The 26,128-nt window shown below is 69.9% G+C and carries 26 protein-coding genes and 1 pseudogene; 13 read left to right on the forward strand and 14 right to left on the reverse strand.

Features of this window, described 5'->3' with window-relative positions; genetic code table 11:
• The first annotated feature begins 80 nt into the window (after positions 1-80).
• Positions 81-1,532 (forward strand): WGR domain-containing protein, encoded by a 1,452-nt coding sequence (locus IEZ19_RS21655; protein ID WP_189312884.1) that lies wholly within the window; start codon positions 81-83, stop codon positions 1,530-1,532.
• A 234-nt stretch (positions 1,533-1,766) separates the two neighbouring features.
• On the opposite strand, the gene IEZ19_RS21660 is transcribed toward IEZ19_RS21655, so the two are convergent.
• The 3 genes from IEZ19_RS21660 to IEZ19_RS21670 all read right to left on the reverse strand — a co-directional run bounded on the left by IEZ19_RS21660 (position 1,767) and on the right by IEZ19_RS21670 (position 5,194).
• Positions 1,767-2,645: a maleate cis-trans isomerase family protein gene (locus tag IEZ19_RS21660; protein WP_189312885.1), complete on the reverse strand. Its 879-nt coding sequence runs from the start codon at positions 2,643-2,645 to the stop codon at positions 1,767-1,769.
• A gap of 97 nt (positions 2,646-2,742) precedes the next feature.
• The gene (locus IEZ19_RS21665) at positions 2,743-3,930 is read right to left on the reverse strand and encodes a mandelate racemase/muconate lactonizing enzyme family protein (RefSeq protein ID WP_189312886.1); all 1,188 of its coding nucleotides are present in this window, start codon (positions 3,928-3,930) and stop codon (positions 2,743-2,745) included.
• 49 nt (positions 3,931-3,979) lie between these two features.
• The gene (locus IEZ19_RS21670; RefSeq protein ID WP_189312887.1) at positions 3,980-5,194 is read right to left on the reverse strand and encodes a M24 family metallopeptidase; all 1,215 of its coding nucleotides are present in this window, start codon (positions 5,192-5,194) and stop codon (positions 3,980-3,982) included.
• 73 nt (positions 5,195-5,267) lie between these two features.
• On the opposite strand from IEZ19_RS21670, the gene IEZ19_RS21675 reads away from it, so the two are divergent.
• Positions 5,268-6,173, forward strand: coding sequence for a LysR family transcriptional regulator (locus IEZ19_RS21675; protein ID WP_189312888.1), 906 nt, complete (start codon positions 5,268-5,270; stop codon positions 6,171-6,173).
• A gap of 72 nt (positions 6,174-6,245) precedes the next feature.
• Here the strand turns inward: IEZ19_RS21675 and IEZ19_RS21680 are convergent, their stop codons facing one another.
• The gene (locus tag IEZ19_RS21680) at positions 6,246-7,514 is read right to left on the reverse strand and encodes an aspartate aminotransferase family protein (protein WP_189312889.1); all 1,269 of its coding nucleotides are present in this window, start codon (positions 7,512-7,514) and stop codon (positions 6,246-6,248) included.
• A gap of 159 nt (positions 7,515-7,673) precedes the next feature.
• Here IEZ19_RS21680 and IEZ19_RS21685 point away from each other — a divergent pair, with 159 nt between their 5' ends.
• Positions 7,674-9,146: an NAD-dependent succinate-semialdehyde dehydrogenase gene (locus tag IEZ19_RS21685; protein ID WP_373297027.1), complete on the forward strand. Its 1,473-nt coding sequence runs from the start codon at positions 7,674-7,676 to the stop codon at positions 9,144-9,146.
• Positions 9,147-9,268: 122 nt separating this feature from the next.
• Positions 9,269-9,766: a DUF3830 family protein gene (locus IEZ19_RS21690; RefSeq protein ID WP_189312891.1), complete on the forward strand. Its 498-nt coding sequence runs from the start codon at positions 9,269-9,271 to the stop codon at positions 9,764-9,766.
• Positions 9,767-9,813: 47 nt separating this feature from the next.
• Here the strand turns inward: IEZ19_RS21690 and IEZ19_RS21695 are convergent, their stop codons facing one another.
• Together IEZ19_RS21695 and IEZ19_RS21700 are read right to left on the reverse strand one after the other, a co-directional pair.
• Positions 9,814-11,286, reverse strand: a complete 1,473-nt coding sequence (locus IEZ19_RS21695) for an amidase (protein WP_189312892.1) — start codon at positions 11,284-11,286, stop codon at positions 9,814-9,816.
• On the reverse strand, positions 11,283-12,296 hold the full coding sequence (locus tag IEZ19_RS21700; RefSeq protein WP_189312893.1) for a D-2-hydroxyacid dehydrogenase: 1,014 nt from the start codon (positions 12,294-12,296) through the stop codon (positions 11,283-11,285). Before IEZ19_RS21700 ends, IEZ19_RS21695 begins: the two co-directional genes overlap by 4 nt.
• A 159-nt stretch (positions 12,297-12,455) precedes the next feature.
• Between IEZ19_RS21700 and IEZ19_RS21705 the strand changes: the two genes are divergently transcribed.
• Together IEZ19_RS21705 and IEZ19_RS21710 are read left to right on the forward strand one after the other, a co-directional pair.
• Positions 12,456-13,229, forward strand: coding sequence for a maleate cis-trans isomerase family protein (locus tag IEZ19_RS21705; protein ID WP_189312894.1), 774 nt, complete (start codon positions 12,456-12,458; stop codon positions 13,227-13,229).
• A 28-nt stretch (positions 13,230-13,257) separates the two neighbouring features.
• Positions 13,258-13,962: a GntR family transcriptional regulator gene (locus IEZ19_RS21710; RefSeq protein WP_189312895.1), complete on the forward strand. Its 705-nt coding sequence runs from the start codon at positions 13,258-13,260 to the stop codon at positions 13,960-13,962.
• A gap of 40 nt (positions 13,963-14,002) precedes the next feature.
• Here the strand turns inward: IEZ19_RS21710 and IEZ19_RS21715 are convergent, their stop codons facing one another.
• The gene (locus tag IEZ19_RS21715) at positions 14,003-14,839 is read right to left on the reverse strand and encodes a phytanoyl-CoA dioxygenase family protein (protein WP_189312896.1); all 837 of its coding nucleotides are present in this window, start codon (positions 14,837-14,839) and stop codon (positions 14,003-14,005) included.
• 491 nt (positions 14,840-15,330) lie between these two features.
• Between IEZ19_RS21715 and IEZ19_RS21720 the strand changes: the two genes are divergently transcribed.
• Positions 15,331-16,449, forward strand: coding sequence for a DUF3644 domain-containing protein (locus IEZ19_RS21720; RefSeq protein ID WP_189312897.1), 1,119 nt, complete (start codon positions 15,331-15,333; stop codon positions 16,447-16,449).
• A gap of 65 nt (positions 16,450-16,514) precedes the next feature.
• Here IEZ19_RS21720 and IEZ19_RS21725 read toward each other — a convergent pair whose 3' ends face one another.
• The gene (locus IEZ19_RS21725) at positions 16,515-17,231 is read right to left on the reverse strand and encodes a 5-formyltetrahydrofolate cyclo-ligase (RefSeq protein WP_189312898.1); all 717 of its coding nucleotides are present in this window, start codon (positions 17,229-17,231) and stop codon (positions 16,515-16,517) included.
• A 12-nt stretch (positions 17,232-17,243) separates the two neighbouring features.
• A complete protein-coding gene (locus tag IEZ19_RS21730) occupies positions 17,244-18,638 on the reverse strand; it encodes a helix-turn-helix domain-containing protein (RefSeq protein WP_229840534.1) in 1,395 nt (464 codons plus the stop codon).
• Between IEZ19_RS21730 and IEZ19_RS21735 the strand changes: the two genes are divergently transcribed.
• From IEZ19_RS21735 to IEZ19_RS21745, 3 genes are all read left to right on the forward strand, one after another.
• Positions 18,637-18,969 (forward strand): recombinase family protein, encoded by a 333-nt coding sequence (locus tag IEZ19_RS21735; RefSeq protein ID WP_229840535.1) that lies wholly within the window; start codon positions 18,637-18,639, stop codon positions 18,967-18,969. The two genes, IEZ19_RS21730 and IEZ19_RS21735, sit on opposite strands and share 2 nt — an antisense overlap.
• Complete coding sequence (locus tag IEZ19_RS21740) at positions 18,966-19,577, forward strand: ATP-binding protein (RefSeq protein WP_229840543.1); 612 nt, start codon at positions 18,966-18,968, stop codon at positions 19,575-19,577. Before IEZ19_RS21735 ends, IEZ19_RS21740 begins: the two co-directional genes overlap by 4 nt.
• A gap of 45 nt (positions 19,578-19,622) precedes the next feature.
• Positions 19,623-20,497 (forward strand): IS5 family transposase gene (locus IEZ19_RS21745; protein WP_229840545.1). Its coding sequence is split into 2 segments (ribosomal slippage): positions 19,623-20,013 and positions 20,013-20,497, totalling 876 coding nucleotides; the frame shifts between segments, so codons are not numbered across the junction.
• A gap of 163 nt (positions 20,498-20,660) precedes the next feature.
• Here IEZ19_RS21745 and IEZ19_RS21750 read toward each other — a convergent pair.
• Positions 20,661-21,428, reverse strand: a complete 768-nt coding sequence (locus IEZ19_RS21750) for an MBL fold metallo-hydrolase (protein ID WP_189312900.1) — start codon at positions 21,426-21,428, stop codon at positions 20,661-20,663.
• Between the two features lie 41 nt (positions 21,429-21,469).
• Positions 21,470-21,991 carry a GNAT family N-acetyltransferase gene (locus IEZ19_RS21755; RefSeq protein ID WP_189312901.1) on the reverse strand — a complete coding sequence of 174 codons (522 nt, stop codon included), beginning with the start codon at positions 21,989-21,991 and terminating at the stop codon, positions 21,470-21,472.
• On the opposite strand from IEZ19_RS21755, the gene IEZ19_RS21760 reads away from it, so the two are divergent.
• Complete coding sequence (locus IEZ19_RS21760; RefSeq protein WP_189312902.1) at positions 21,990-22,580, forward strand: helix-turn-helix domain-containing protein; 591 nt, start codon at positions 21,990-21,992, stop codon at positions 22,578-22,580. The two genes, IEZ19_RS21755 and IEZ19_RS21760, sit on opposite strands and share 2 nt — an antisense overlap.
• A gap of 159 nt (positions 22,581-22,739) precedes the next feature.
• Here the strand turns inward: IEZ19_RS21760 and IEZ19_RS21765 are convergent, their stop codons facing one another.
• Positions 22,740-23,423, reverse strand: a complete 684-nt coding sequence (locus IEZ19_RS21765; protein ID WP_189312903.1) for a DUF899 family protein — start codon at positions 23,421-23,423, stop codon at positions 22,740-22,742.
• 115 nt (positions 23,424-23,538) lie between these two features.
• Positions 23,539-23,952 carry a cytidine deaminase family protein gene (locus IEZ19_RS21770; protein ID WP_189312904.1) on the reverse strand — a complete coding sequence of 138 codons (414 nt, stop codon included), beginning with the start codon at positions 23,950-23,952 and terminating at the stop codon, positions 23,539-23,541.
• Positions 23,953-24,060: 108 nt separating this feature from the next.
• Between IEZ19_RS21770 and IEZ19_RS50810 the strand changes: the two genes are divergently transcribed.
• Entirely contained in the window at positions 24,061-25,008 is a 948-nt protein-coding gene (locus tag IEZ19_RS50810; RefSeq protein ID WP_229840547.1) for a dihydrofolate reductase family protein, read from the forward strand.
• Positions 25,009-25,114: 106 nt separating this feature from the next.
• The gene (locus IEZ19_RS21780) at positions 25,115-25,801 is read left to right on the forward strand and encodes a helix-turn-helix transcriptional regulator (RefSeq protein ID WP_189312905.1); all 687 of its coding nucleotides are present in this window, start codon (positions 25,115-25,117) and stop codon (positions 25,799-25,801) included.
• Positions 25,802-25,861: 60 nt separating this feature from the next.
• On the opposite strand, the pseudogene IEZ19_RS53520 reads toward IEZ19_RS21780, so the two are convergent.
• Positions 25,862-26,077, reverse strand: a pseudogene (locus tag IEZ19_RS53520) (MFS transporter); the annotation flags it as partial.
• Positions 26,078-26,128: the final 51 nt, after the last annotated feature.

Raw genomic sequence — 26,128 nt, forward strand, 5'->3', positions numbered from 1 at the left:
ATTGTCAGTGGCTCCTCCTACGGTGTGAGCAGTGGGACCTGCGAAAAGGGCTGCGGGTCCGTTGTGGGGAGGGGTCTGCCATGGCTGCCGGGACCGCGGTGTCGACGACGTATCTGGAGCTGTCGCAGGAAGGCGGCGGTGCGCACAAGTTCTACGAGGTGGTCGTCGACGGCCTGGTGGTGACGGTGCGGTACGGGCGGATCGGGGCCGGCGGACAGACGCAGACGACGACGTTCTCCACCCCGCAGAAGGCGCAGGCGGCCGCGACGAAGAAGGTCGGGGAGAAGGTCCGCAAGGGATACGCGCCGGCCGTACCCGGACAGCGCGCCCCGCGCGCCGTGACCCGGCGTCAGGTGGTGTCGGCCCCGTCCACCGCGCGTGCCGTGGCACCGGTGCTGTGGCGCTTCCGCACCGGATCGGCGGCGTTCGGGATCCATGTCGACGACGAGCGCTGCTGGGTCGGCAACCAGGCGGGCGACGTCTTCACCCTGGACCACGAGGGTTCGGTCCTGGCCCGCTTCAGCCTGCCGGACGGCGTGAAGTGCCTGGTCGCCGACGAGTTCTGGATCTACGCGGGCTGCGACGACGGCAAGGTGTACGACCTGTCGTCCAAGATGCCGTTCGCCGCGTACGACATCGCCGCCGACGTCGACATCTTCTGGCTGGACATCCACGAGGGGATCCTCGACGTCTCGGACCGTGCCGGCCGGCTGACCGTGATCGACCACGAGGACGAGCACCAGTGGGCCCGCCGCAGTCAGGGCGAGCACGCCTGGATGGTGCGCGCGGACGACGGGGCCGTCTATCACGGTCACCACCGGGGCGTCACCGCCTACGCCCCGGACGGCAGCGGGGAGTTGTGGCACACGCCCACCCGGGGCGGCGTGCTGTTCGGCTGGCAGGAGAGCGACTCCGTCTACGCGGGCACCGCGCACCGCGTGGTCCAGCGCCTGTGGAAGCGCACGGGTGCCGTCGAGGCCACCTACGCCTGCGACAGCGCCGTGTACTCGTGCGCCACCTCGCCCGGCGGGCGGTTCGTCTTCGCCGGCGACGCGGCGTCCTCCGTCTACTGCTTCGACCGGAGCGGTACGCGGTTGTGGAAGCTCGGCACGGGCGGCGGCTCGGCGCTGTCGATGCAGTACCGCGACGAGCGGCTGTACCTGGTGACCACGGACGGCTCGCTGGTGTGCGTCGACGCGAGCGAAGCGGCCATCCGCGCGGCCGAGCAGGGCACCGTGCCGGTGGCCCGGGACATCAAGCTCGCCGCGGCCCTGCCGGTGTACGCCCCGGCCACAGCCGCCAGCGCGGTGTCCACCGTGACGCACGCCTCCGCCGGTGCGGTCGTGGTCGAGTGCTTCCAGGACAACGGCCGGCTGCGTGTGCACGTGGTGTCCGAGGGTTACGACCCGTCATGGAACGTCCAGTTCCCGCGCGCGATACGCGAGCCCGGGACGCGCTATGTCGTCGACGCCCTGCACCCGGCCTCCGGTGGTTTCTACCGGGTGCGCGGTGACATCCGCCGGCTGCTGTGACCGGACGGACACCGACCGCGTGAGCCGCCGGGTGCCTGCAGGCCGTACCGCCGTGCCGGGTACCGCCGGTGTCGCGGAGCACGGCCCGCGGGGCGGGGTGCCCGCGACGGCCGTACCGGTGGCCACCGACTGACATCGCCGCCGCGGCCGGGCGCCGGGGATGTTGCCCGGGGCCCGGCGCGGGTGTTCACGTTCGACGGTGCACGGGTGGGATCTCCCGAGGGACGGGCGCCGTCATGCCGCCGGAGTGTCGAAGCCCTCGCCGTCGTGGAGGGTTGCGTCCGTGTGGAGGGGCCCGTCCGTCGCGCTGCCGAGCGCGGTCGGCGGTGGACCGATGGGTCTGGTGGGCGGCCTGGTGGGGCCCGACAGAGCCGAACGCGCCGACGGGTCGAGCAGCGCCTGGTAGGAGCCCACGGCCGGGATGCCGACGCTGCGTAGCGCGCCCCAGATCGTCACCTGGTTCGCGGACAGGACCGGGATCCGCAGCTCCGCCTCCAACTGCGGGATCACGTCGTACGTCGGCAGGTTGGTGCAGCTGATGAACAGGGCGTCGGCGCCCTCGGCGACGCCGCCGCGCGCCATGTCGAGCACCGCCTGGTACGGCACGCGCCAGATCTCCCGCGTCAGTCCCAGGTATTCACGTCCGGTGACGGCCACACCCGCCTCGGCGAGATAGTCCTCCAGTGCGTCGGTCAGGGACTTCGTATAGGGAGTGATCACCGCGACCCGGCGCACGCCGAACTCCGCCAGTGCGTCGAGCAGCGCGCCCGAGGTGGTGGTCGCGGGCACGGGTACGACGTCCCGGACCGCCGCGCACATCGCGCGCTCGCCGGCCATGCCGCCGATGAAGCTGCCCGAGGTACACGCATAGGTCACCGCCTCCGGACCGACGGCGCTCAGGGCGAGCGCCGCGTCGCGCAGGGTCCGGTGCTCGCTGACCAGCCTGGCCATGTCCGGGGAAACCTCGACGGGCACGAACGGTGTGCGGGCCAGATGCAGGGAGACGTCGTCCGGAACCCAGCGCCACAGTTCGCGGTCCAGGGCGAAGTCGAAGGGTGCGACGACTCCGACGCCCCGCTGGGGAGCGGGACCGCCGAGAAACGTGATGTCCATGGGGACTCCTTGGTGAGGAGTGCTGTGTGACGGCGAAACGTGGGGGTGTGGGGCCTGCATGGGGGGAGCCCGCTGGAACGGTGTGCGCGTGCGCCCGCTAGAACTTGGGCAGCGCGGGCGCGCTGGTCAGAGCCTGCGGATGGTGGAACGTGAACTCGGCGTCTCCCTTCGTGCGGTACAGCTCCGCGTAGCGCTCGACCCGGTCGCGGTCGAGTTCGACGCCGAGTCCGGGGCCGTCCGGCACGGGCAGGTGGCCGGACCGGTAGTTCTCGGCGCCGCCGCCGAACCCGACGGTGATGTCGTCGGTGAGCAGGGCGCCGTAAGCCTGGTTCGCGTGGCGGAAGTTGGGGGTGGCGGCGATGACATGCGTCGCCGCGGCGAGTGCCACGCCGAGTTCACCGAGGCTGTGCTTGAGCACGGTCATGCCGGCAGCCGCCGCGATGCCCGCGGACCGCTTCAGGTTGAGCAGACCGCCGTCCATCTGGTTGTCCACCGAGAGCACGTCGGCGGCCCCGTGCTGGATCACCGACAGCTGGTCGTAGCGGGTCCAGGACGCCTCGTTGGCGAGCAGCGGGGTGTCGATACGGCCGCGTACGTACGCCATCTGCGTCAGGTTCCGGCCCGAGACGGGCTGCTCGACGAGTTCGAGGCCGTACTCCTCCATCGCGCGGACGGCGCGTATCGCGGCACCCGCCGACCACGCCTCGTTGGCGTCGGCCCGGATGCTCATGTCCGGCCCCGCGCCCTCGCGCAGGGCGGCGACGCGTGCGACGTCGGTCTCGATCCGCTCCGAGCCGACCTTGAGGTAGCAGGTGCGGAAGCCGGCCGCCGCGGCCCGCCTGCCCTCGTCGGCGACGGCGTCGATGTCGGGGGAGGCGACGTAGTAGAAGTACTCGACGCTGTCGCGGAACCGGCCGCCGAAGAGGTTGACCAGGGGCTGGCCGCTCGCCTTGCCGACGATGTCCCAGCAGGCGGTCTCGACGGCGGCGATGGCGGGGCTGGTCGCCTTCACGTGGTGCCAGGTGCCCACGACGTCGATGCGCTGGACGAGCCGCTCGACACGGAACGGGTCGGCGCCCACGACAAGGCCCTTGAGGCTGTCGAGGACGCTCAGCACGATCCCGGTGGAGGGATAGGTCGCACATTCGCCGAGACCCACGAGGCCCTCGTCGGTCTCCAGTTCCACGAGCACGCTGACCATGCCGCTGCGGCGGCCGAAGGCCCAGGTCTCGATGGTGCGGTAGGGAACCGCGACGGGGGTGGCGCGGATGGCGGTGATGCGCATCTGGGTCTCCGTGGGCTCGTGGTGGACGTGTCCGGGGCAGGGGAGCCGGTCACGGGGAGCGGGCCGGCCGGTCCGGGGCGGCTGGGGCGACGACGAGCTCGCGTGGGGTCCTGGTCAGCAGCCTGCATCCGTCCTCGGTGACCACCGCGGTGTCGGACACCACGTGCGAGACCGGCGAGGTCACCCACGACATGAGGTGGAAGACCATGCCCGCGCGCACCACGGTGCCGCCGTCCGCGCGGATGCCGAGCACGTCGCCGCCGCCCACCCAGCTCGGCGAGAAGCCGATCCCGGTCAGATAGCCGCAGTGGTGTCTTCGCTGCCGTACGCCGGTGGCCTCGGCGACGGTGTCCTCCCAGGCGGCGTACACCTCACGGGTGAACGCGCCGGGGACCAGAGCGGCGCGCGCCGCCTCCTGGCCGGCCCGCGCCGCCTCGGCCGCCGGCTCGGCGCCGGGGGCGGCCTCGCCGCAGTGGACGACGCGGCTCATCGGCGCGTGGTAGCGGCGCACGCAGCCCGACAGCTCGACGAAGAGGGCCTCGCCGTGCCGCAGGACGTGGTCCGACCAGGTGACGTGCTCCTGCGGGAGACGTGCGACCGAGCGGATCAGCGGCACGAATCCGGGCGGCTCGCCGCCGGCCTCGATCATCGCCTGGTGGGTCCTGGCCGCAACGGTGCGCTCGTTGACGCCGGGCGCGGCGGTCGCCAGAGCCGTCCGCATGGCCACGTCGGAGACCTCGGCGGCCTGTCGGACGCAGTCGAGTTCGGCGTCCGTCTTGATCATGCGCAGGGCTGCCGGCAGCGCGGAGCAGTCGGTCCAGACGAGGTCCGGCGTCATCGCGCGCATCCGGTGGAGCAGGGCGGGCGGCAGGAACATGGACTGTTCCTCCACGCCGACACGGGAGCCGGGCGGCGTGCTGTCGAGGAGCGTGCGCGCCGCCACCTCGGCCGGGTCCTCGCCGTCCGTGTAGGCGGCGTGGCGCACATGCGGGACCTGGGCGCGCAGCGTGTGCTCCTCCATCTGCCGGGCGATGAGTACCGGGGGCCCGGCCACCGGCACGACGAGCAGGGTGAGGGCGAAGTACCCAAGGTGATCCAGACCGGTCTGGTGGTAGATGCTCTCGGGCCCGGCGAGCACCACGGCCGCCAGGCCGCGCTCGCGCATGGCGTCGCGCAGGGCGGCCACCCTGCTCGCGTACGCGTGGCTGTCGAGGCGTGCCACAGCCGCGGTGACCTCGGCCGCTGCCGGAGTTTCGGTGCTCACGTGCGCCAGTGTGAGGTCCGCCGCGATCGCAGGACCAGCAAGGATTTCCCACGGATGCCGTTAGTGTTTCTACATGTTCGAAGTACGGCGGCTCAGACTGCTCAGAGAGCTTGCCGCGCATGGAACGGTTGCCGCCGCCGCGGAGGCATGCGCGCTCACCCCGTCGGCCGTCTCGCAGCAGTTGTCGCTGCTCGAGCGGGAGGCCCGCACCCCCCTGTTCGTCCGCGACGGCAGGCGGCTGCTGCTGACCGAGGCCGCGAAGGTGCTGGTCGCGCACACCGAGATCATCCTGGCCCAGCTGGAGCGGGCCCGCGCCGAGGTGTCGGCGCTCGAGAACCGGGTGCAGGGCACGGTACGCCTCGCGGCGTTCCCGAGCGCGGCCAGCGCGCTCGCCGCGCCCGCCATCGCCGCCTGCCAGGCGTACCACCCGGACCTGAACGTGGAGTTGATCGAGGAGGAGCCGGCGCAGAGCCTGGTCGACCTGCGCATGCGCCGAACCGACGTCGCGCTCGTGTACGAGTACAACCTGCTGCCGCGGCTGCCGCAGTCGGGCGTCGAACTGGAGGCCGTGATCCAGGAGCCGCTGCTGCTGGCCCTGCCGCGCGGGCACACCCGGGGCGAGACCGAGGGCGCGTACACCATGGAGGCGCTGCGCGAAGAACGCTGGATCGCGCCACGCCGCGACGACTCGCTGCGTACCGTGCTGGAGCGGGTCTGCGCGAGCGCGGGCTTCGATCCACGGCTCGACTACACCAGCGACGACTACTCGGTGGTGCTCGCGCTCGTGCAGGCGGGCCTCGGCGTATCACTCGTGCCGCGCCTCGTGGTGGAGCAGCTGTCCGCGGATGTGACGCTGCGCCCGGTGGAGAACCTTCGGCTGACCCGCACCGTCTCCATCGCGAAGCGGGCGGGCAGCGCGGCCGACCCTGTCATCAACGCGCTGGTCCTGGGGCTGCGGCGGGCGGCCCGGCAGGGCTGAGGACTGCGGACTCTCCTCGAAGTCGCCCGGCCGGCCGCCGAGTTGAGCGACGGAGCGGGGGTGTTACGGCGGTCAGCCCAGGACGTCCGCCACCGCCCCGGACCACAGACCCAGGCCCTGGCGCACCTGCTCGGCGGTGACCACCAGCGGGGGGATCATGCGGACGACCTGGCCCTGGGCGCCGCAGGTGAGCAGCAGCAGCCCGCGCAGGCCGGCGGCGGCCTGCACCTGGGCCGCGGTCTCGCCGTCCGGGCGGCCGTCCGCGGTGACGAACTCGGTGCCGGCCATCAGGCCGAGACCGCGCACGTCCCCGATGCCCCGGGTGGCGTCCGGCGTGTAGCGGGAGGCGACCGCACGCAGGCCGGAGAGGAGTTCGGCGCCGCGCTCGGCGGCGTTCTCGACCAGTTTCTCGTCCTGGATGACCTCGAGGGTGGCGATCGCGGCCGCGCACGCGACCGCGTTGCCGCCGTACGTCCCGCCTTGCGAGCCGGGCCACGCCTTGGCCATGAGCTCGGTGGGCGCGGCGATGGCTGACAGCGGGAAACCGCTGGCCAGACCCTTGGCGGTGACGACGATGTCGGGACGCCCGTCGAAGTGGTCGTGGCCCCAGAACCGTCCGGTGCGGCCGAAGCCGGTCTGCACCTCGTCGACGATCAGCAGGATGCCGTGCCGGCCGGCCCGCTCCCGCAGGCCGCGCAGGAACGCCGTGTTGGCCGGAACGTAGCCGCCCTCACCGAGTACGGGTTCGACGATGAACGCCGCCGTGTCGGCCGGTGCGGTGACGGTCGCGAGCAGCTGGTCCAGCTCGCGCAGCGCGAACTCGGTGGCGGTCGCCTCGTCCCAGCCGTAGTGGAAGGCGTTCGGGAACGGCGCGATCGCCACGCCCGGCATCAGCGGACCGAAGCCCGAGCGGAACTTGGTCGCCGAGGTGGTCAGCGACGCCGCGCCGATCGTACGGCCGTGGAACGACCCCTGGAACACCACGATGTTGGGTCGCGCGGTGGCCTGCCGGGCCAGCCGCATGGCGGCCTCCACCGCCTCGCTGCCGGAGTTGACGAAGAACAGCGAGTCCAGGCCCTCGGGCAGCACCTCGCCGAGCCGTTCGGTGAGCGAGAGCAGCGGCCGGTGCAGCACCGTCGTGTACTGCCCGTGGATCAGCGTGGCCACCTGGCGCTGGGCGGCCTCCACCACGCGCGGGTGGCAGTGGCCGGTGCTGGTGACACCGATACCGGCGGTGAAGTCGAGGTGGGCGCGGCCGTCCTCGTCGTACACGTGGACGCCCTCGGCCCGGGCGGCGATCACCGGGGTGGCCTGCTTGAGGGCGGGGGAGAGCTGGCTCATGGTCGGCTCCTTCGGGATCGAAGAGGATTGTTGATCGTAGGATTGTCAACAACCTGCATGCATGCAAGCATGGACAACGGCCGTTGTCCATGTCCCCGTCCGATCCGGGAAGCCGGAAAGCACGCACGGGAAACCGCCCAGAGCACAGGGGGTTGCACAGTGACCACACAGGCCGAACACGAGCGGGCGGTGGTGGACGCCGTCCCCACGGGCCTTTTTATCGGCGGCCGTTGGCGGCCCGCCGCCTCCGGAGCCGTCTTCGAGGTCGAGGACCCGTCCGTCGCCCGGCCGCTGCGTACGGTGGCCGACGCCGATGCCGCCGACGCCCTCGACGCACTGTCCGCCGCCCACGCCGCGCAGGAGTCCTGGGCCGCCCATCCGCCACGGGAGCGCGGCGAGATCCTGCGCCGGTCCTACGAGTTGATCCACACGCGCATCGACGACCTCGCCCTCCTGATGACCCTGGAGATGGGCAAGCCACTGGCGGAGGCACGCGGGGAGGTCGCCTACGCCGCCGAGTTCTTCCGCTGGTTCGCGGAGGAGGCCGTACGCATCGACGGTGGCTACGCGGTCTCACCGGACGGCAAGGACCGGCTGCTGGTGATGCGCCGCCCGGTCGGCCCCGCCCTGCTGATCACGCCCTGGAACTTCCCGCTCGCCATGGGCACCCGCAAGATCGGGCCCGCGGTCGCGGCCGGCTGCACCATGATCGTCAAACCGGCGGAGCAGACCCCGCTGTCCATGCTGATGCTCGCCGGCATCATGGCCGAGGCCGGGCTGCCCGACGGTGTGCTCAACGTCATCACCACCAGCCGCCCCGGCGCGGTGGTCGAACCGCTCATGCGGGACGGCCGGGTGCGCAAGGTGTCCTTCACCGGGTCCACGGCCGTCGGGCGGCTGCTGATCGCCCAGAGCGCCCAGGAGGTACTGCGGGTGTCGCTGGAACTCGGCGGCAACGCCCCGTTCATCGTCTGCGAGGACGCCGACCTGGACGCGGCCGTCGACGGCGCCGTACAGGCCAAGATGCGCAACATCGGTGAGGCGTGCACCGCCGCCAACCGCCTGTACGTGCACGCGGGCGTGGCCGACGAGTTCGCGCGGCGGCTCGCCCGGCGCATGGGCGGCATGGCCGTCGGGCGCGGCACCGAGCCCGGCGTCGAGGTCGGGCCGCTGATCGACGAGGACGGCCGCGGCAAGGTCCGCGAACTCGTCGGCCAGGCCCTCGACGGCGGTGCCAAGGCACTGACCGGCGCCGAGTCCCCGCCGGGCGAGGGCTACTACTACGCGCCCACCGTGCTCGTGGACGTCCCCGCCGACGCCGCGCTGCTGCACGAGGAGATCTTCGGACCCGTGGCGCCCGTCATCGCCTTCGACGACGAGGACGAGGTGATCGCGGCCGCCAATGCCACGCCGTACGGCCTCGTCTCGTACCTCTTCACGGAGAACCTGCGGCGCGCCTTCAGGATCTCCGAACGGCTGGACACCGGGATGATCGGCCTGAACAAGGGGGTCGTCTCCAACCCCGCCGCCCCGTTCGGCGGCGTCAAACAGTCCGGGCTCGGCCGCGAGGGCGGCCGGGCGGGAGTCGAGGAGTTCTTGGAGACCCGCTACCTGGCGATGCCGTCGCCCTGACGTCCCCGGTGGCCGGACCGCGGCACTCCCGGCCACCACCGGACGGCCCACCGAGGACGAGCAAGCGCACACGACCGAGCAACGGGACCGGCCCGCAGGCCGGGGAACGGAGAGCGTGGCCCATGGACCGCCACATCGAGATCGCGCTGGAGAAGCGCGGCGTCAGCTGTGTCGCCAAGCTCCTGGACGACCGGGCGCCGCGCACCTGCGCGGCCGTCTGGAACGCCCTGCCGCTGGGCAAGGACGTCTTCCACGGCAAGTACGCGCGCAACGAGATCTACACGCTGGTCCCGGCGTTCGCGCCCGAGGAGCCGGGCACGGAGAACCCGACGATCACGCCCATCCCCGGCGACGTCGCCTATTTCACCTTCGACAACTGGCAGTTGAACACCAGCTCGCACGGCTACGCCCAGGGCGGGCGGCCCCAGGCGGCGGAGCGCATCGTCGACCTCGCCGTCTTCTACGAGCGCAACAACCTGCTGCTCAATCCGGACACCGGCTTCGTGCCCGCCAACATCTTCGCCACGATCGTCGACGGCCTCGACCGCATGGCGGAGGCGGCGCAGGACCTGTGGCTGTCGGGCGTGATCGGCGAGTCACTGACCTTCCGGCGGGCTTGACCCGGACGACGCGGGCTGCGGCGGGGCGGCCGCAACCCGCGTCTTTCTCAGGCGCGCGGGGTCACCGGCGCCGCCGAGACGGTGCCCTCGGCCGCCAGCGCCTCGAACAGCGCGTGCGACGCGCGCAGGACCAGTCCGTCCCGGTGCCGTGCCGCGACCAGTTGCACACCCACCGGCAGTCCGTCGGCGGCGACTCCGCACGGCACACTGGCCGCCGGCTGCTGCGTGAGATTGAACGGGTACGTGAAGGGTGTCCAGCCCGTCCACCGGGTCAGGCCGCCGGCAGGCGGGACCTCGTGGCCCGCCTCGAAGGCGGTGCCCGGCAGAACGGGCGTGACCAGCAGGTCGTATGTGCGGTGGAACCGGCCCATGAGCACGCCGAGCGCCATCCGCACGTCGACGGCGCCCAGATAGTCCAGCGCACTCATCGACGCGCCCTGACGGCACACCTCCTGCAGCCCGGGGTCGAGTTGCTCGAACCGCTCCGGACTCAGGTGCTCCACGACCTTGGCGGCGCCCGAGAACCACAGCGTGTGGTACGCCTCGACGGGATCGGTGAAGCCGGGCTCCGCCTCCTCCACCTCGGCTCCGAGACCGGCCAGCACGTCGACCGCGTGCCGCACGCGCGCGGCGACTTCCGGGTCGACGGGCGCGCCCGCGAGGGTCGGGCTGTACGCGACGCGCAGCCCGCGCACGCCCTCGTCCAACTCGGCGCGGAAATCCCCCTCCTGCGGCGGCAGTGCGGACCAGTCGCGGTCGTCGGCCCCGCACAGCACGTCCATCATCAGCGCCGCGTCCGTGACCGTACGGCTCATGGGTCCGGCGTGCGCGAGCGTGCCGAAGGGGCTCGCCGGGTAGAGCGGAATCCTCCCGTACGTGGGCTTGAGCCCGAAGATCCCGCAGAAGGCGGCGGGGATACGGACCGAGCCCCCGCCGTCGGTGCCCACGGAGAGTGGTGCGAGGCCGGCCCCGACCGCTGCCGCGCTGCCCCCGCTCGACCCGCCGGACGTACGCGCCACGTCCCACGGGTTGCGGGTGACGCCGGTGCGCGGGCTGTCGGTGACCCCCTTCCAGCCGAACTCCGGAGTCGTCGTCTTCCCGACGAGGACCGCGCCGTGCTCGCGCAGTCGCGCCACCGACGGGGCGTCCTGATCGCAGGGGGCGCCGGGGTCCGTGCTCAAAGAACCACGGAGTGTGGGCCAACCCCTGGTCAGCAGAAGGTCCTTGACGGACACCGGCACCCCGTCGAGGAGGCCGCACGGCTCGCCCCGCCGCCAGCGTTCCGCGGAGGCGGCGGCGTCGCGACGGGCCGACTCGGGATCGACCAGGCAGTACGCGTTCACCAGGGGGTCGAGCCGCTCGATGCGCGCCAGTACGGCGTCGGCGACCTCGACGGGCGAGAGGCTTCCGTCCCGGTAGCCCGCGACGAGGTCGGTGGCGGTGCGCGCACACAGGTCGTCGTGTACGGCGTCCCGCTCCTGGTGCCCGGCGCCCGCGGCACGGTCGGTGGGTGCGGTCATGGCGAGCCCTCCTCGGTGTGCGGGGTGCCGCCCGGTGCCTCGCTCATGGGCACGTACCCCAACGTGGTGTCGACGACGTTGCGCAGCGGGCGATCCGCTGTCCAGCGCGCGAAGTTGGCGAGGAACAACTCCGCGAGATCCTCCAGCCAGCCGTGGGTGTCGGCCGACATGTGCGGGGAGATCAGCAGCCCCGGCGCGGTCCACAGGGGGCTGTCCGGCGGCAGCGGCTCCCGGCGGAAGACGTCGAGCGCGGCACCGCCGAGCCGGCCGTCGCGCAGCGCGGCCACCAGGTCGGCCTCGACGACGTGCGGTCCGCGCCCGACGTTGACGAACCGCGCACCTCGCTTCATTCGGGCGAAGGCGGCCGCGTCGAACATGTCCGCGGTCTCGTCCGTCAAGGGCGCGGCGCAGACCACCCAGTCCGCGTCCGGCAGCAGCCCCGCCAACTCGCCGAAGCCGTACACCCGGCCGAAGTCCGGGTCCCGCCCGCGCGCCGTACGGGACACCAGCGCGACCCGCAGCCCGAGGGCGCTCAGCACCCGGGCGACGGCCCGGCCGATGGGGCCGCCGCCGACCACGACCGCGCGGGTGCCCGCCACGCGCTCCGTCTCCCGGTGCTGCCAGATACGGGAGCGCTGGCGGTCCAGCGTGCCCGGCAGGTCCTTGGCCATGGCGAGTACCAGCCCCGCCACGTACTCGGCGATCGGTTCCTCGAAAACGCCGCGCGAGTTGGTGATGACGGCGCCCGAGCGCAGCAGCGCGGGGAAGAGCAGGCGGTCCACGCCCGCGCTCGCGGTGTGCACCCAGCGGGGCCCGCCGTGCTCGGGCCAGGCGGCGGGCAGGGCCTCGGTGAGGAAGTCCCACACCAGCAGGGCGTCTGCCTCGCGCAGCGCCTCGGCGAGGTCCGCCTCGCCGACCCGCCGCAGTCGCGCCCGGTCCTTGACCCGGTCGAGGAGCGGCGGCTCCTGGTCTCCCAGCACCACGACGAGGGGGAGTTCGGTTGTCCTCATGGCAGCCCTTCGGGTCGCTGCGACGCGGGCTCGGCACGATCCCGTACCTGCATCAGGATCGGCGCAGGCGGGACGCGCGGCGCGCGCGGCCGGCCGGGCGCGCCCACCGATTGACACCGTAGGACCAGCTCTGTAGGATTGTCAACAATCTACACTTCTATGCGGGGAGGGCGGGTGCACGTGGCTGACCGCACGACGACGGTGGGATTCCTCTACCCCGGGTACTCCGCGGAGGACGACTACCCACGGCTGGAGCGCCTGATCGGCGGGGGAGTCCGATTCCCCCTGGTGCACACGGACATGGGTGAGGACGCGCACCGCGTGGACGCCCTCCGGGAGATGGGAGCCATCCACCGGCTGACCGGGGGCCTGGCCGAGCTGAAGCGCTACGACGTCGACGCCGTGGTGTGGGCCTGCACGAGCGCCAGCTTCATCTACGGGCGCCAGGGCGCCGGCCAGCAGGCCGAGGAACTCGCGGAGGCGGCGGGCGTCCCCGCGTCCAGCACCTCCTTCGCCTTCGTGGACGCGCTCCAGGCGCTGGGCGTGCGCAGCGTCTCCGTCGCCGCCACCTATCCGGAGGACGTCGCCGGGTATTTCGTCCGCTTCCTCGAGGACTCCGGGATCCGGGTGGCCCAGGTGTCCGGGCGGGGCATCATCACGGCGGCCGAGGTCGGTACGCTCTCCCGCGAGCAGGTCCTGGACCTGGCCCAGGCCAATGACCACGAGGACGCGGAGGCGGTCCTGCTGCCGGACACCGCCCTGCACACCGCGGCATGGCTGGACGATCTCGAACAGGCCGTCGGCAAGACCGTCCTGACGGCCAATCAGGTCACCGTCTGGGAGGGGCTCCGGCTCGCGGGCGACACCGCCGCGCGGGACGGCCTCGGACGGCTGTTCCGCCAGGTCACGCCCCTGCCTCCGTCGGCAAGATGACGGTGGAACGGAAGAAGGAGAAGTGAACATGCCGGGAGCCAAACGGCTGCAGCCCGTCAAGCGCGAGCCCGCCGCCCTGTCGATCGCCCACCAGCTGACCCAGGCGATCATGGACGGCACGCTGCCGCCCGGCACCCAGCTCGGAGAGGCCGAGCTGGCCGCGGAACTCGGTGTCAGCCGGGGGCCGTTGCGGGAGGCGATGCAGCGTCTCGTGCAGCAGGGCATCGCCCGCAGCGAGCCCCACCGCGGCGTCTTCGTGATCACCCTCACCCAGGACGACGTCCGGGACATCTACCTCGCCAGAACGGCCGTCGAGTCCGCCGCCTGCCGGCTCATCCTCGGACGCGACCCCCAGGGCTCGGCGGACCGCCTGGCGCTCGTGCACGGCGCCATGGCGGAGGCGGCGCAACGAGGTGACCACACCGCGCTGAGTGCTGCCGACACCGAGCTCCACCAGGTGCTCGTCGACGAGTCCGGCAGCCCCCGGCTCAAGCGCATGGCGCAGACGCTCTTCGTGGAGACCCGCATGTGCATCACGGCACTCCAGGACAAGTACCCGGTGCCGGACGTCATGGTCGACGAGCACGCGGCGATCATCCAGGCCATCCGGGACGGCGACGAGGAACACCTGCTGCGGCTGATGGAGGAGCACATGCAGGACGCCGTGGACAGGTTGACCCAGGACCCGGTGCAGGGCGCGCCGGACGCGGCCGTTGTCGCCGCCGGGTCCTGAAGTCTCGCGCTGTCCGGCTTCTGCCGTCCGACCAGGCGCGTCAGTCGGCGCGGCCGTCGTACAACACGGGGTTGAGCGGGGTACTGGGGATTCGGCCGGCTTCCGTGTCCGGCATCCAGCCCAGGTCGCGAGTCTGCTGCCTGTTGGTGGGCTCGGCGACCCGGATGTCCGCGTCCATGTAGATCACGGTCATCACGCGGCGCGGCTCCGTGCCGTGGTTCGGGCCCGCGTGGTGGAAGGTCCAGCCGCGGTGGAAGCCGGCGTCACCGAGGGCGAAGGGCTCGACGACGTCCTCGAAGTCCTGCTCGGCCAGGGCTTCCTCGAGTCGTGCCTCGGACTCGTCGGAGATGGGGAGGTCGCGGCCGTAGGAGAAGTTGTGGCTGCCGCGCGCGTAGGCCAGGGGACCCATGTCGAGAGGGGTCTCCTGGAGGGGCAGCCAGATCGTCAGGCACCGGTCGGAGGACAGCGGCCAGTAGTACTGGTCGGCGTGCCAGGGCGTGATGCCGCCGCCAGGCTCCTTGTACAGGGCCTGGTCGTGGTAGAGGCGCACGGCGTGCACACCGAGGAGCGCGGCCGCGATACCGGCCAGCCGGCGCGCGAACACCAGCCGCTTGACCTTCTCGTTCTCCCGCCACAGGTTCGTCACCTGCAAGAACGCCTTGCCGTACGTGTCACGCTCCGCCAATGGCAGATGCTGGGTGTTCAGTCTGATCACCTCGGAGGTGATCGTCGGCTCGTACTCCGCGATCGCCTCCGGGGACAGCACGCCGGAGAGGTGGACGAAGCCGTCGCGGTTGAAGTCGGCGGTCGCGGTCGGGGTCAGGCCGTCGTAGGCGGTGTCCAATTCGCAGACGGGTGCGTGCGGCAGCGCGGTCATGTCGCGTTGCTCCTCATACGTCAGGGGGAGGGCGGGTTGCCGGTCTCCACCGTCGCAGCGCGAAACCGGCTTTGCCACACGGCTGTTGCCCATTTCTGGTACTCGGTTGTCCCTCAGGCGCACGGCCGACTCCCGGGCTACGATGCCCGCGTGAAGCCGCGCTACGAGCAGCCGGACGTCCCCGACGGGACCACTTTCTGTTGCTTCGTCAACAACCTGGCTACGTATCCCGTGGGCACTGCCCAGTCTACCGGCCTCCACCCCTGTTGACCAGGCAAAACCCGCTCCTCGGTCGTCTGGCGCCTTCCGGGCAGACGGAGCAGTTCTAGGGCTTCTACCCCACGAGTGAAGCGCCGTGGAGGACGGGTTCATCAAACGGGTGATCTTGTGACCCATGATCACCCTGATTCACCTGACGTGCCGTGGGAATACCGCTTGTCCCGGGGTGACCGTGAATGTGATCCCTCTATCGAACGAGAAGGATGTACGACATGGCACACGCCCGCTGGCACCACATCCTCATGGTGTCGCAGCGCCACGTCCTGAAGGCAGTTGACGAGTGGAACTGCTCAAGTGGCAACTACTCCGACTTCCTCACGCACATGCATAAGGCGTGGCACTACCTGCTTCACGCGGAGTTCCACATGGACAAGATCGACTACCACTACAAGGACCCCAAGACCGGCCAGTACGTCTTGATCGACGGTGAGCCGAAGGCGTGGGATCTGGAGTGGTGCCTGAAGCAGCGCTACACCAACAGCGCCGATCCGGTCCGCTTGAACGCCGAGCTCTTCGTCGCGCTCCGCAACAAGGTGGAACACCGGTACGAGCACAACCTGAAGATCGCCACGGGTGGCAAGGCGCAGGCGCTCGTCATGAACTACGAGCAGGAGATGGTGGACTACTTCGGTTCCAAGTACAGCCTCGCCGATCGACTTCGCTTCCCGATCTCTCTTCAGGCACTCACGGCCGAGGGTCGCGAGCAGCTCCAGGAGGCGGCGAAGAAGCTGCCGAAGCACACCCGCGACCTGGTGGCGAAGTTCGAGGCGGCCATCGACCCCGACCTACTGGATGATCTTAAGTACGACTACCGCGTCCGGCTCGTGCCCATGGTCGGCTCGAAGACAGAGGCCGACCTGGCGATCGACTTCGTGAAGCTCGACGAGCTGACCGAGGAGGAGCGCAAGGTCATGGTCGAGGCTGGGCGCAAGGGCACCGTCATCATTAGGGACCGCCAGGTGGAGGTGGCGGACAAGGCGAAGCTGCGCGCGAAGCAGGTCTGCACGCTCGTCGAGGAGCAGTTGCCCTTCGAGTTCAGCCCGTTCAGCGAGCACCTGGAGATGTGGCAGCGGTTCAAGGTGCGCCCTGCGAAGAACTCCGCCAAGCCGTACGACACCGATGCGAGGTATTGCATCTACAGTGAGGCGTTCAACTCCTACCTGTACACATCGACCTGGGTGGCGAAGATTATCAAGGAGATCGGCACCGTCGAGAAGTACCGCAAGTTCTTCGGCAAGGAGCCGCGCATGAAGACGGTCATCCCCTTGCCGAAGCAGGCGGGCTCGCCCACCGAGGAGGGTGTGCCCCACCCGCAGAGCGAGAGCGCCTGAACGACACAGAGCGCCCGACCACGGCGGAGGTCGAGCACTCTTGTTCAGGGGAGCCTAGCGGCTGCCTAGGACGGACGCCGCTGCGCCAACACGGGAATGGCCGCGATCTTCTCCGGCGTGAGGTCGCCCCAGACCAAGCCGCGCGGACGCCTGCGGTTGGGGCACGGGATCACCTCGCCGGGCGTGACGATGTAGTCCACGGAGAAATCGTGCTCCGTCTCGGGGATGTCGTCCTCGATGACCTGGAGTTCGTGCACGGGCGCCACGATCACGGTGTTCTCGGTGACCAGGCCGGCCTCGATTAGAAGTGCGACTTCAAGGTCGGAGTACCCGGCGCCCTTGCCGATGCGCGCACCGGAGCGGTTCACGGCCACGCTGCCGCAGACGACTATGTCGATCGGCTCGACCTCTTCAACGCCGACGCGCCGGGCAACCTGGGCTGCACCCTTCTTCTCGGCGGCCTCCTCGGGCGGGAGCGTCAGATTCTCGGGGTCGAGCAGGTAGAACGGTTGCGGGCTGGCCATCCTCGGCACGGCCATGTAGACGCGCTTGCCGTCCTTGAGCGCACGGGCACGTACAGGAAGCTGCGCCCAGTCAGGGTTGGCCTTGACGGTCGTTGCTCGCCGCCATTCATCCAGACCGGCCAGCTGTTCGGCGGTCCCCTCAGTTCCGTAGAAGCCGGGGATCTTCCCGTACGAATCGGCTGGTGCACCGCCGCCGTCGATGAGTCGTCGCCACACCCGCTCGCGTACGGCCTGCTTAGCCTGGTCGATGTCCGTCACGCCCCACCTGTTCTATATGGCCATGAGCGCAAGCAACCTGTCGTTGATCTCCTGCGCCCACGGCTCGTTCCTCCACTGCCGCAGTTCCCGCCCGGCAGAGAACGCCAGATTAAGACCGCCTCCGCCGCGCGTCAGCTCGACGGCATCAATGGTGCGGTGCATGACGCTCGCCGCCTCGTCGAGCTTGCTTTGGCGGATGAGCGCCAAGGTTAAGTTCCCCAGCGCGATAGCTTGACTCTTCTTCTTGGACGCCAGCGCCCGCGAGGTCATGCGGAGGATGGGTTCGGCCCGCTCCGGTAGGTCGAGGAACAGGTAACACGATCCGGTAAGCCGGTTGAACTCGTTGACCGTGTAGTACGGCGCGGCCACATCGTCAGGGTGGACCCGGTCGAACTGAGTCTCGGCCTTCTTCAGTGCGTCCTCGCACTCAGCAAGCGCACCAGTCATGGCGTACCCCTCGGCGACGTGAAGAAGCGAGAGACCAGTTAGTGACGGACTGACCAGCTTGGCGGCCTCGGCAGCTTGCTCGGCGAGCGTCACGCCCCGGCCAGGGTTCTTCTCGCCGTAGAGCGCAACGAAGCTCATGCGGAGTGTTGCGTATGCCTCGGTCGAAGGGTCGTGAGCGTGCTTCGCTGCACCGACCGCTTCTTTGAAGTACAGGACCGGCGCGTGGTGGTCGCGACGCTGGCTGACGTCCCACACCAGCTGTCCCATGAACGTCGCTGAGTCGGCTTCGACTGCGAAGAGCGCACGCCGCACGCGGGGGTTCGCGGCGTTCTCGCGGAGGAACCGCACCTGGCCGTGAAGCTGACCAGCTCGGCCAAGCAACGCCGTCGACGCCTCTTGGTCGTAGGACTCATCCAGCTTGCGTAGCTGCTCGTGAAGGTAGGCGACCACCATGAGGTCGGCCGACCCTGGGTTCTCCAGGGCATACGTCATCCGCTCACTTGGTCGAACGTCGGTGGCCGTCACGTCGTCTAGGAGCGCTTGAAGCTCCCCGCTCGACACCTTGAGTGCGCGCGCCAGTTTTGGCCGTAACCAAGCTTGTGGCTCCGTGTCGGCGCTCTCCCAGCGACCTACCGTTGAACGCTCGACGCCTAGATACTCGGCAAGCCCCTCTTGCGTGAAGCCTGCCGCTTTGCGACGTTGAGCTAGGCGTATGCGCTTGCTTGCCATCGCCCATCCCTCCGGTGCATGGGGCGAGTTACCACCGTAGTGGCGCACGAGACGTCTGTGCAGGCCAGACCCAGGAATGCCACACAGATGCGTCATCCGTGCAGCACCTTTGCTGTGGTGTTTGCGCAGGTCAAACCGCTTCTCTGCTGGCAGGTTGGCGAGCGGATAGAACCCCGTGCCACCGCTCGCCAACCGTTCCAGTCCCTCGGAGGAACGGATGCGACCTGCCATGTTCGGTTACATGCGGCTCGCCGCAAGTGACGACCCAGACGAAAACGAAACGATCCAACGGGAGTTGGCGACCTACGCCACCCGCGAGGGGTTTGAGCTGGAGCGGCTGTTCATCGAGCGACTCGACGCCCGTGATGAGTCCGCCTTCTTCGCTCTGGTCGACGCCCTCAAGACCGCCGACGTCAAGAACGTGATCGTGCCGTCCTTGTGGCACTTCGCTCGACTGCCTGGTCTACAAGCTGCCATGCGCGACCACATCGAACGCGAGCTGGGCGCGCGGCTGTGGGTCATCCAAAGCACCGTCGCACAGCTGAAGGGTGCTGTGTCATGAGCGCCGACACCGTGAACCCGATCCCCCTGTACGCATCCTCGCTGCGCTTGACCGCCGTACCTACGGCTGTCGGCTGCTCGCGAATGTTCGTCGGCCACACCTTGAAGCTCTGGCAGCTTAAAGATCACGCGGAGACGGCGACGCTCGTGATGAGTGAGCTCGTCACCAACGCCGTGAAGGCGAGCGGCATTACCGAGCCGGAGCCGAAGGCGTGGCAGATCACGGCCGAACACGTCATCGGAATACAGCTTCGGGCTATTGAAGCCAGCCTGTACGTCGAGGTCTGGGACAGAAGCGACCAGGCGCCGGTACGGAAGAACCCCGACCTTGAGACAGAAGGTGGGCGCGGCCTACTGCTCGTCGAACAGCTCGCCAAGCGCTGGAACGTCTACCGACCGCGCGTTGGCGGCAAGGTCGTGTGGGCTGAGTTGCCCCTCGGTGTCCCCGTGGAGCTGCGCCCTTTCGAGCACACCCCACCACCGCTACCCAGGGGCATCCGGGCAATGCAGGGGCCAGTTGAAAGCCAGGCACGTTCGGCGCTGCTCGACGTGCTGATGACGACGACGGTTGACGCGATGTGCGCGGCGCGCGTGATCCGTGAGACCTAGGGCGTGTATCGAAAGTGGATCTTGAGCATGCGATGATCTTGATTCGTGGGACGAGGAGATCTGACGGATGCGCAGTGGGCAGTGCTGGAGCCGCTGTTGCCGAAGGGCAAGGAGCCGGGCCGGCCGGTGATATGGACTCGGCGACGACTGATCGACGGCATACGGTGGCGGATCCGAACCGGGACGCCGTGTCGGGATGTTCTGGAGCGGTACGGGCACTGGGGCCGGGCGTACGACCTGTTCCGCCGCTGGCAGCGAGACGGTATCTGGCAGTGGATCTTTACCGAGCTGCAGGCCCGGGCCGACGCCCAGGACCTGATCACCTGGGACCTCAACGTCGACTCCACCATCGTCCGGGCCCACCAGCACGCTGCCGGGGCAAGGAAAAGGGGGACCCGCAAAGGAAACCGCCCGGCGGCATCGTCATCGAGCCGGACGACCATGGGCTCGGGCGCTCCCGCGGCGGCCTGACCACCAAGCTACACCTGGCCGCCGAGCAGGGGCAGAAGCCCATGTCCATCGTGGTCACAGCCGGACAGCGCGGCGACTCCCCGCAGTTCGAACCCGTCCTGGACAAGGTCCGCGTGCCCCGCATGGGGCCGGGCAGGCCGCGCACTCGGCCCGATCGCGTGCGCGCCGACAAGGCGTACGCCTCCCGGAAGAACCGCGCTTACCTGCGCAGACGTAGAATCCGCTGCACCATCCCTGACAAGGCCGACCAGGCCCGCAACCGAAAGAAGCTCGGCTCCCGCGGCGGCCGTCCACCGAAGTTCGACCCGGAGGACTACAAGGCCCGGCACGCCGTCGAGTGCGGCATCAACCGGCTGAAGCGGCACCGGGCCGTCGCCACGCGATACGACAAACTTGCTGTCCGCTACGAAGCGACAGTGCTTGTTGCCGCCATCGACGAATGGCTGTGACCGGCACGCGACCACGTCTCAAGCCCACACCGCCCTGACCACGGCGTGGCCTGCTGCAGCCGCCCGCCCGTAGAAACCTTGGAGGCGCCTGTGATAGTCGAGGAACTCCTGGGACCGGGGGCGTACCTGATCGGTTCGCCAACTGGGCGGCGGACGGCCGGAGTCAGAGGGAACTGCGAGGTGACGGCCAGTCAAGGTCCACAACCTGGCCGGCTCTGGCGACATCGACAGGGCAGAAGCAGCCGCGACGGGCGGCGTCGAGGGCGGCAGCAGGATCGGACCGGGGCCACAGATGCGTCAGGAGCAGTCGACCCGTCCCGGCGCGGTCGGCGTACTGGCCGGCCTGAAGGGCGCTGGACAGGAACGTGCTGTCCTCGCAGGGAACTTGGTAGGGGTACGTCGCCTCGGCGAGGAAGAGATCGGTGTCCCGCGCCAGCTCGACCAGGTCGGGACTGGGACCGGTGTCACCGGTGTAGGCGAGGCTCCGCCCTCCGGCGCTCAGACGCAGGCCGGCATTGGGTACGAAGTGCGGCAGATCCCAGGAGGCGACGCGGAACGGACCTACCTCGAATCCGGATCCGGCAGTGAACTCGCGTAGGCGGTAAGCGTCTTGGAGCATGCCGGGCCGGTCCAGTGCCAGCACCGCATCGATCGCGCCGGGCAGGGTGTGTACCGGCAGGGCCGGGGGCGGGTCCTCGCGCAGGGCTCTGGCCCGCAACAGCGGATTGAGGTCCGCGCAGTGGTCCGGGTGACCATGGCTGATCAGCACGGCGTCGACCTGCTCGGCGGCGGCCCGCTCCAGCAGCCTGGGCAGGACCGCATAGCCGGGATCGAGTAGCAGCCGGAACCCGTCGTGCTCCAGCAGATAACCGCTGCACGCCTGACCGGCGGCGGGCCAGGCACCGCACCCGCCGAGCACAGTGAGCCTCATGTGGTCACAGCGTACTTGCCGCTCCTCGACGTACGGAGGCTTCAGGTCAGGGGCAACCGCATGATCGTCAGGTCGAGCCAGCGGCCGAACTTCGTGCCGACTTCCGGGATCGTCCCCGCGCGTTGGAACCCGAACCTTTCGTGCAGTCGGATCGACGCGGTGTTCTCCGCTTCGATGCCGGCGATCACCACATGGTGGCCAGCCTCGCGTGCCGAGGTGACCAGCGCGGCCAGCAGAGCCGACCCGATCCCGAGCCCGTGCCGGTCTTCGCGGACGTAGACCGAGTCCTCCACCGTGTGACGGTACCCATCCAGCTCCCGCCAGGGTCCGTACACCGCGAACCCGGCCACCTCGCCGTCGACCTCCGCCACGAGCGCGGACCCGCGTTCCAGATGCGCGGCCAGCCAGGCCGCGCCCTCGGCAGGGGACTGCGTCGTCTGCGTCCACAGAGCGGTCGAGGACTCGATCGCGTGATTGCGGATCGCGCGGATCGCCTCCGCGTCGCCGGGGCGTGCCCCACGCGCCGTCACAGAGGTACCGTTCCTCTCGTATATTGGATTCATGTCCAACATAGTAGATCCTCTGGTGAGGCAGATCGCGGCCCGCGTCCGCACCGAACGGGAACGCCGCCGGTGGACCCTGGCCCAGCTCGCAGACGCCTCCGGCGTCTCCCAGGCCATGATCAGCAGGATCGAGCGGGGCGAAAGCAGCCCCACCGCTGTCGTCCTCGGGAAGTTGTCCGCCGCCTTCCAGCTCGGCGTCGCCTCCCTGCTCGCCCTTGCCGAAGGAACGCCGGACGACGCCGAGGAGTCCGCAGGGGTGCGGCGCGGGGCCGCCGCCGCCCAGTGGCGCGACCGCGCCACCGGCTACCGGCGCCGGCAGATCACCGGCCCGCGCTTTCCCGCGGAGGTCGCCGAGATCCGTCTGCCGGCCGGAGCCCGCGTGCCGTATCCCGCGGCGGCCTTCGCCTTCGTACGACAGGTCGTCTGGGTCCTGGAGGGCCGACTCACCTTCCACGACGGCGACACGGTCCACCACCTCGACGCGGGCGACACCATCGAACTCGGCGAACCCTGCGAGCGCGTCTTCGTCAACTCCGGCGATACGGAGTGCCGTTACGCCGTCATCCTCACCCGCGCAGCCCACCCGTGAGGCGCGCCGTGCCCCCGGGCGCCGTCACGGGTCGCCTGGTCGTTCATGGCTTGGGCAAACGGGCCGCGCGGCGACAGCGATCTTCGTCACTTCCGCGGGTCGGGTACCCGTGATCCGGACGACCGAGTGTCCGTGACGGGTCAGCGCCACCGTCCGTGGTCAGGCGTAACCGAGCGCGGCGAACCAGTCGCCGCGCCCTCGCCGGGTGAGGTCGAGGATGTGCCACACCGGGTTGAGCAGATCGATGCCACGCTGGTCGATGTCGTCGGACATCCGGGGATGCGCCGAGTAGAAGTGCCGCACCGAGCCGTCGTCGTCGCGCGTGAACACGGAAACCGTCGAGTCCTGATTGCCGTCGGCGTCCTCGCTGCCCAGGTCGTACTTGAACGTGCCGGCCCCGGCGCTCAGCAGGCGCAGATTCGTCCAGTTCCGGTTTCGGGCGTGCGCGCGGAGGGCGGGCGGGTCGGCCGCGGCGACGACCGCGAAGTCGACGTTCTGCGCGATGTGCTGGGCCACTCCGTTGAACCCGTCGCACCACATCGTGCACATGGGACACGGCTCGGTCTGCTTCTTGCCGTACATCAGGTGGTAGACGACCAGGTCGCGCCCGGGCCGGGTGAACAGCTCGCTCAGCCGAACGGTCCGCGTCGGCGCGTCACCCTCCTCCAGATCGGCAGGCCCCTCCTCGAACACGTAGTCCTCGACGACCGGTCCCGGCGGCAACCGCCGACGCAGGCCGGCGACCCGCTCCCGCTGCCGCATCAATTCGATCTCGGCCTGCCGCAGCTCCTCGCGGGCACTGACGTAGTCGGCCGATTCCCCGGTGAGATTGGTTGGACGCATCGCTACTCCCGACCTGTCTGCTGTCTGGTCGCCCGCATGTGCTCCGGTTCACACCGTACGCCCGCACACCGGGCCCGGCAGGCTGCGGAATGACAGGGAGTGGCAGTTGCGGCGTTCACTCGTCGTCGAGTTGATGGTCGGCCCAGACGTAGCTCTCGGGCAGCAGGTCGGTGACGGGGACGGCCCGGGCGCGGTCAGCCGTGCCGACGATGACTTTGACGGTGGGGAAGTAGTCGAGCAGGACCTGACGGCATCGGCCGCACGGGGGAACCACCCCTCGCTCGCGGTCGCCGACAGCGACGATCGTGACCAGGTCGTAGGCGCCCTGGGCGGCTGCCGTGCCGATGAGGACCAGCTCGGCGCAGGGGCCACCGGTGAAGTGGTAGACGTTCACCGCGGTGACGATCCGCCCGTCCCCGGTGCGGGCCGCCGCTGCGACGGTGTGGTTGTCGCCCTGGCAACGCGTGCGAGCGACGTGGGCCGCGACTTCGACGAGTTCGTGATCGACGTCAGGGGTGTGCGTGGTCATCAGCTCTGCCTTTGTCTGTGTCGGGCGGACGTTCGTCCGAGCGACGGTGCTGGGCAAATGTATGTCGGTGGTGCGGGCGGTCTGTACTCGCGACGGAAGGGAGCAAGCGTGCCGAGCCATTCCGTCATCACGTCGCTCGACGGTTGCACGGCCGATCCCGAAGGCAGGTTCGACTGGGCCGAGCCGGACGAGGAGGAGCTCGCCGCCATCAATGATCTCGAGAGGGAGATCGGGACGTACCTGTACGGCCGCCGGATGTACGAGACCATGGTCTTCCGGGAGACCGCTTCCGTCGAGGAGCACTCGCCCGCGGTGCGGGACTTCGCCCGGATCTGGAGTTCCGCGGACAAGGTCGTCCACTCGAGCACACTGGAGGTGGTGTCCAGCGCGCGGACGCGGATCGAGCGGCGTTTCGCCCCCGATGCCGTCCGGACGCTGAAGGAACACGCGGACGTCAGCGTCGGTGGTCCGACCCTCGCCGGGCAGGCGGCCAAGGCGGGCCTGGTCGACGAATATCACCTGTTCGTCGTGCCCGTGCCGTCGGTGGAGGCACACCGGTCTTCCCGGAAGGGGTTCGTGTTCGGCCTGAGACAGTCGACGAGCACCGATTCGACAGCGGCGTGTCGTATTTGCGCTATCGGGCGCAGAGGTGATCTCGGCTGGTCCGGCCACGGCTGCGTGATCCGTCGTGGTGACGACGACGGCCCCGGCCAGGCCGACCACCGAGACCGGCGACCTTCTCCGGGGCTCGGCGTGACAGTGGAGGGGTTGACGGCGGATGAGGCCGAAGGTCGTCTGCGGCGCCGGGGGCCCAGTGCCGTCCGCTCGCAGCGCGCCCGGGGCCTGCTCGTGCTCCGGCGCCAGGTGCGTTCGCCGATGCTCGGCAATGCTGCCGGTCCACGTCGCGGGCGCGTTGACCACCTCGACCTTCGTCATCGACGTGGCCCGGGCCGAGCCCGGCCCGGTCGGTACCCGTACCGCCGTGGGCGACCGCCACCTGCCCGCAGGGCGGCCCGCTTCAGCGTGTCCCACCTGCGAACACCGGCTCGCCGATGAGCGAAGGGTGCTTGCCACGGCAAACCCCGGTCCACCACCAACGGCATTAAATACATGTACATTTGGAGAAACTCTAGCCGTTGCGGGTCCGGGGAGGCTGACGGCCATGGCCAGGGGCCACGTACGAGAGCGGCAACCTGAGTTGTCGCCTCGCCGTCGCGCCGTACTCGACGCCGTGCGGGACGCCCCTGCCCCATCGGGCGTCACCGAAGTCGCGGACCGGCTGAGCGTGCATCCCAACACGGTGCGCTTCCACCTGGACGCGCTCGTGGCGCAGGGCCGTATCGAGCGGACGGTGGAGGAGCCGTCCGGGCCGGGACGGCCACGCACCGTCTACACCTCACGGCAGGGCATGGACCGGGGTGGAGAGCGCCGCTACCGTCTGCTGGCCCGGATCCTGCTCGGCCAGTTGGAGTCGACCGGGCCCGATGCAGAGGCCGCGGCCACCGCCGCGGGGCGCGCGTGGGGGCGGTATCTCGTCGAGCAATGGCCCCCTTCCAGCCGCCCGACCGCGCGGGAGGCCCTCGAGCGGCTCGCCGAGATGCTCACGGACTTGGGCTTCGACCCGTGGATCACTGACGAGGGCGGGCCGGTCGGCAGCATACGGCTACGGCACTGCCCCTTCCTCGAGCTCGCCGAGGAATACGGCACGATCGTCTGTCCACTGCATCTGGGCCTGATCCGGGGCGCCTTGGCCGAACTGAGCGCCCCCCTGGAGGCCACCCGACTCGAACCGTTCGCCGAGCCCGACGCGTGCCTGGCACACCTCGCCGCCTCCGGAACCGCCGCATAGGACCGCGCACATGCCTTCCGGAACCGAGGAGTTCTTCACCAGACCGCCGGCGAACGCCGACGCACCCAGAGGGAGATCGGACGCGGATCGCCGCCCCCATCGGTCGCCCAGCGCCCCGCCGAGCAACAGGGCCGCCGCGTAGGTGAGCGTGTAGATCGTCGCGACCCACTGGAGCGAAGTCGCCGAGGCGTGCAGCGAGCTGCCGAGGTCGGGCAACGCGACGTTGATCATCGTCGAGTTGAACATGCTCAGCATCAGCCCCAGACACATAGCCATAAGGACGACCGTTGTGCTGCTGCGTCCGCGTATCGGCACGAGGCCACTCCC

This window comes from Streptomyces brasiliensis, from assembly GCF_014647875.1.
Taxonomy (GTDB): Bacteria; Actinomycetota; Actinomycetes; order Streptomycetales; family Streptomycetaceae; genus Streptomyces; species Streptomyces brasiliensis.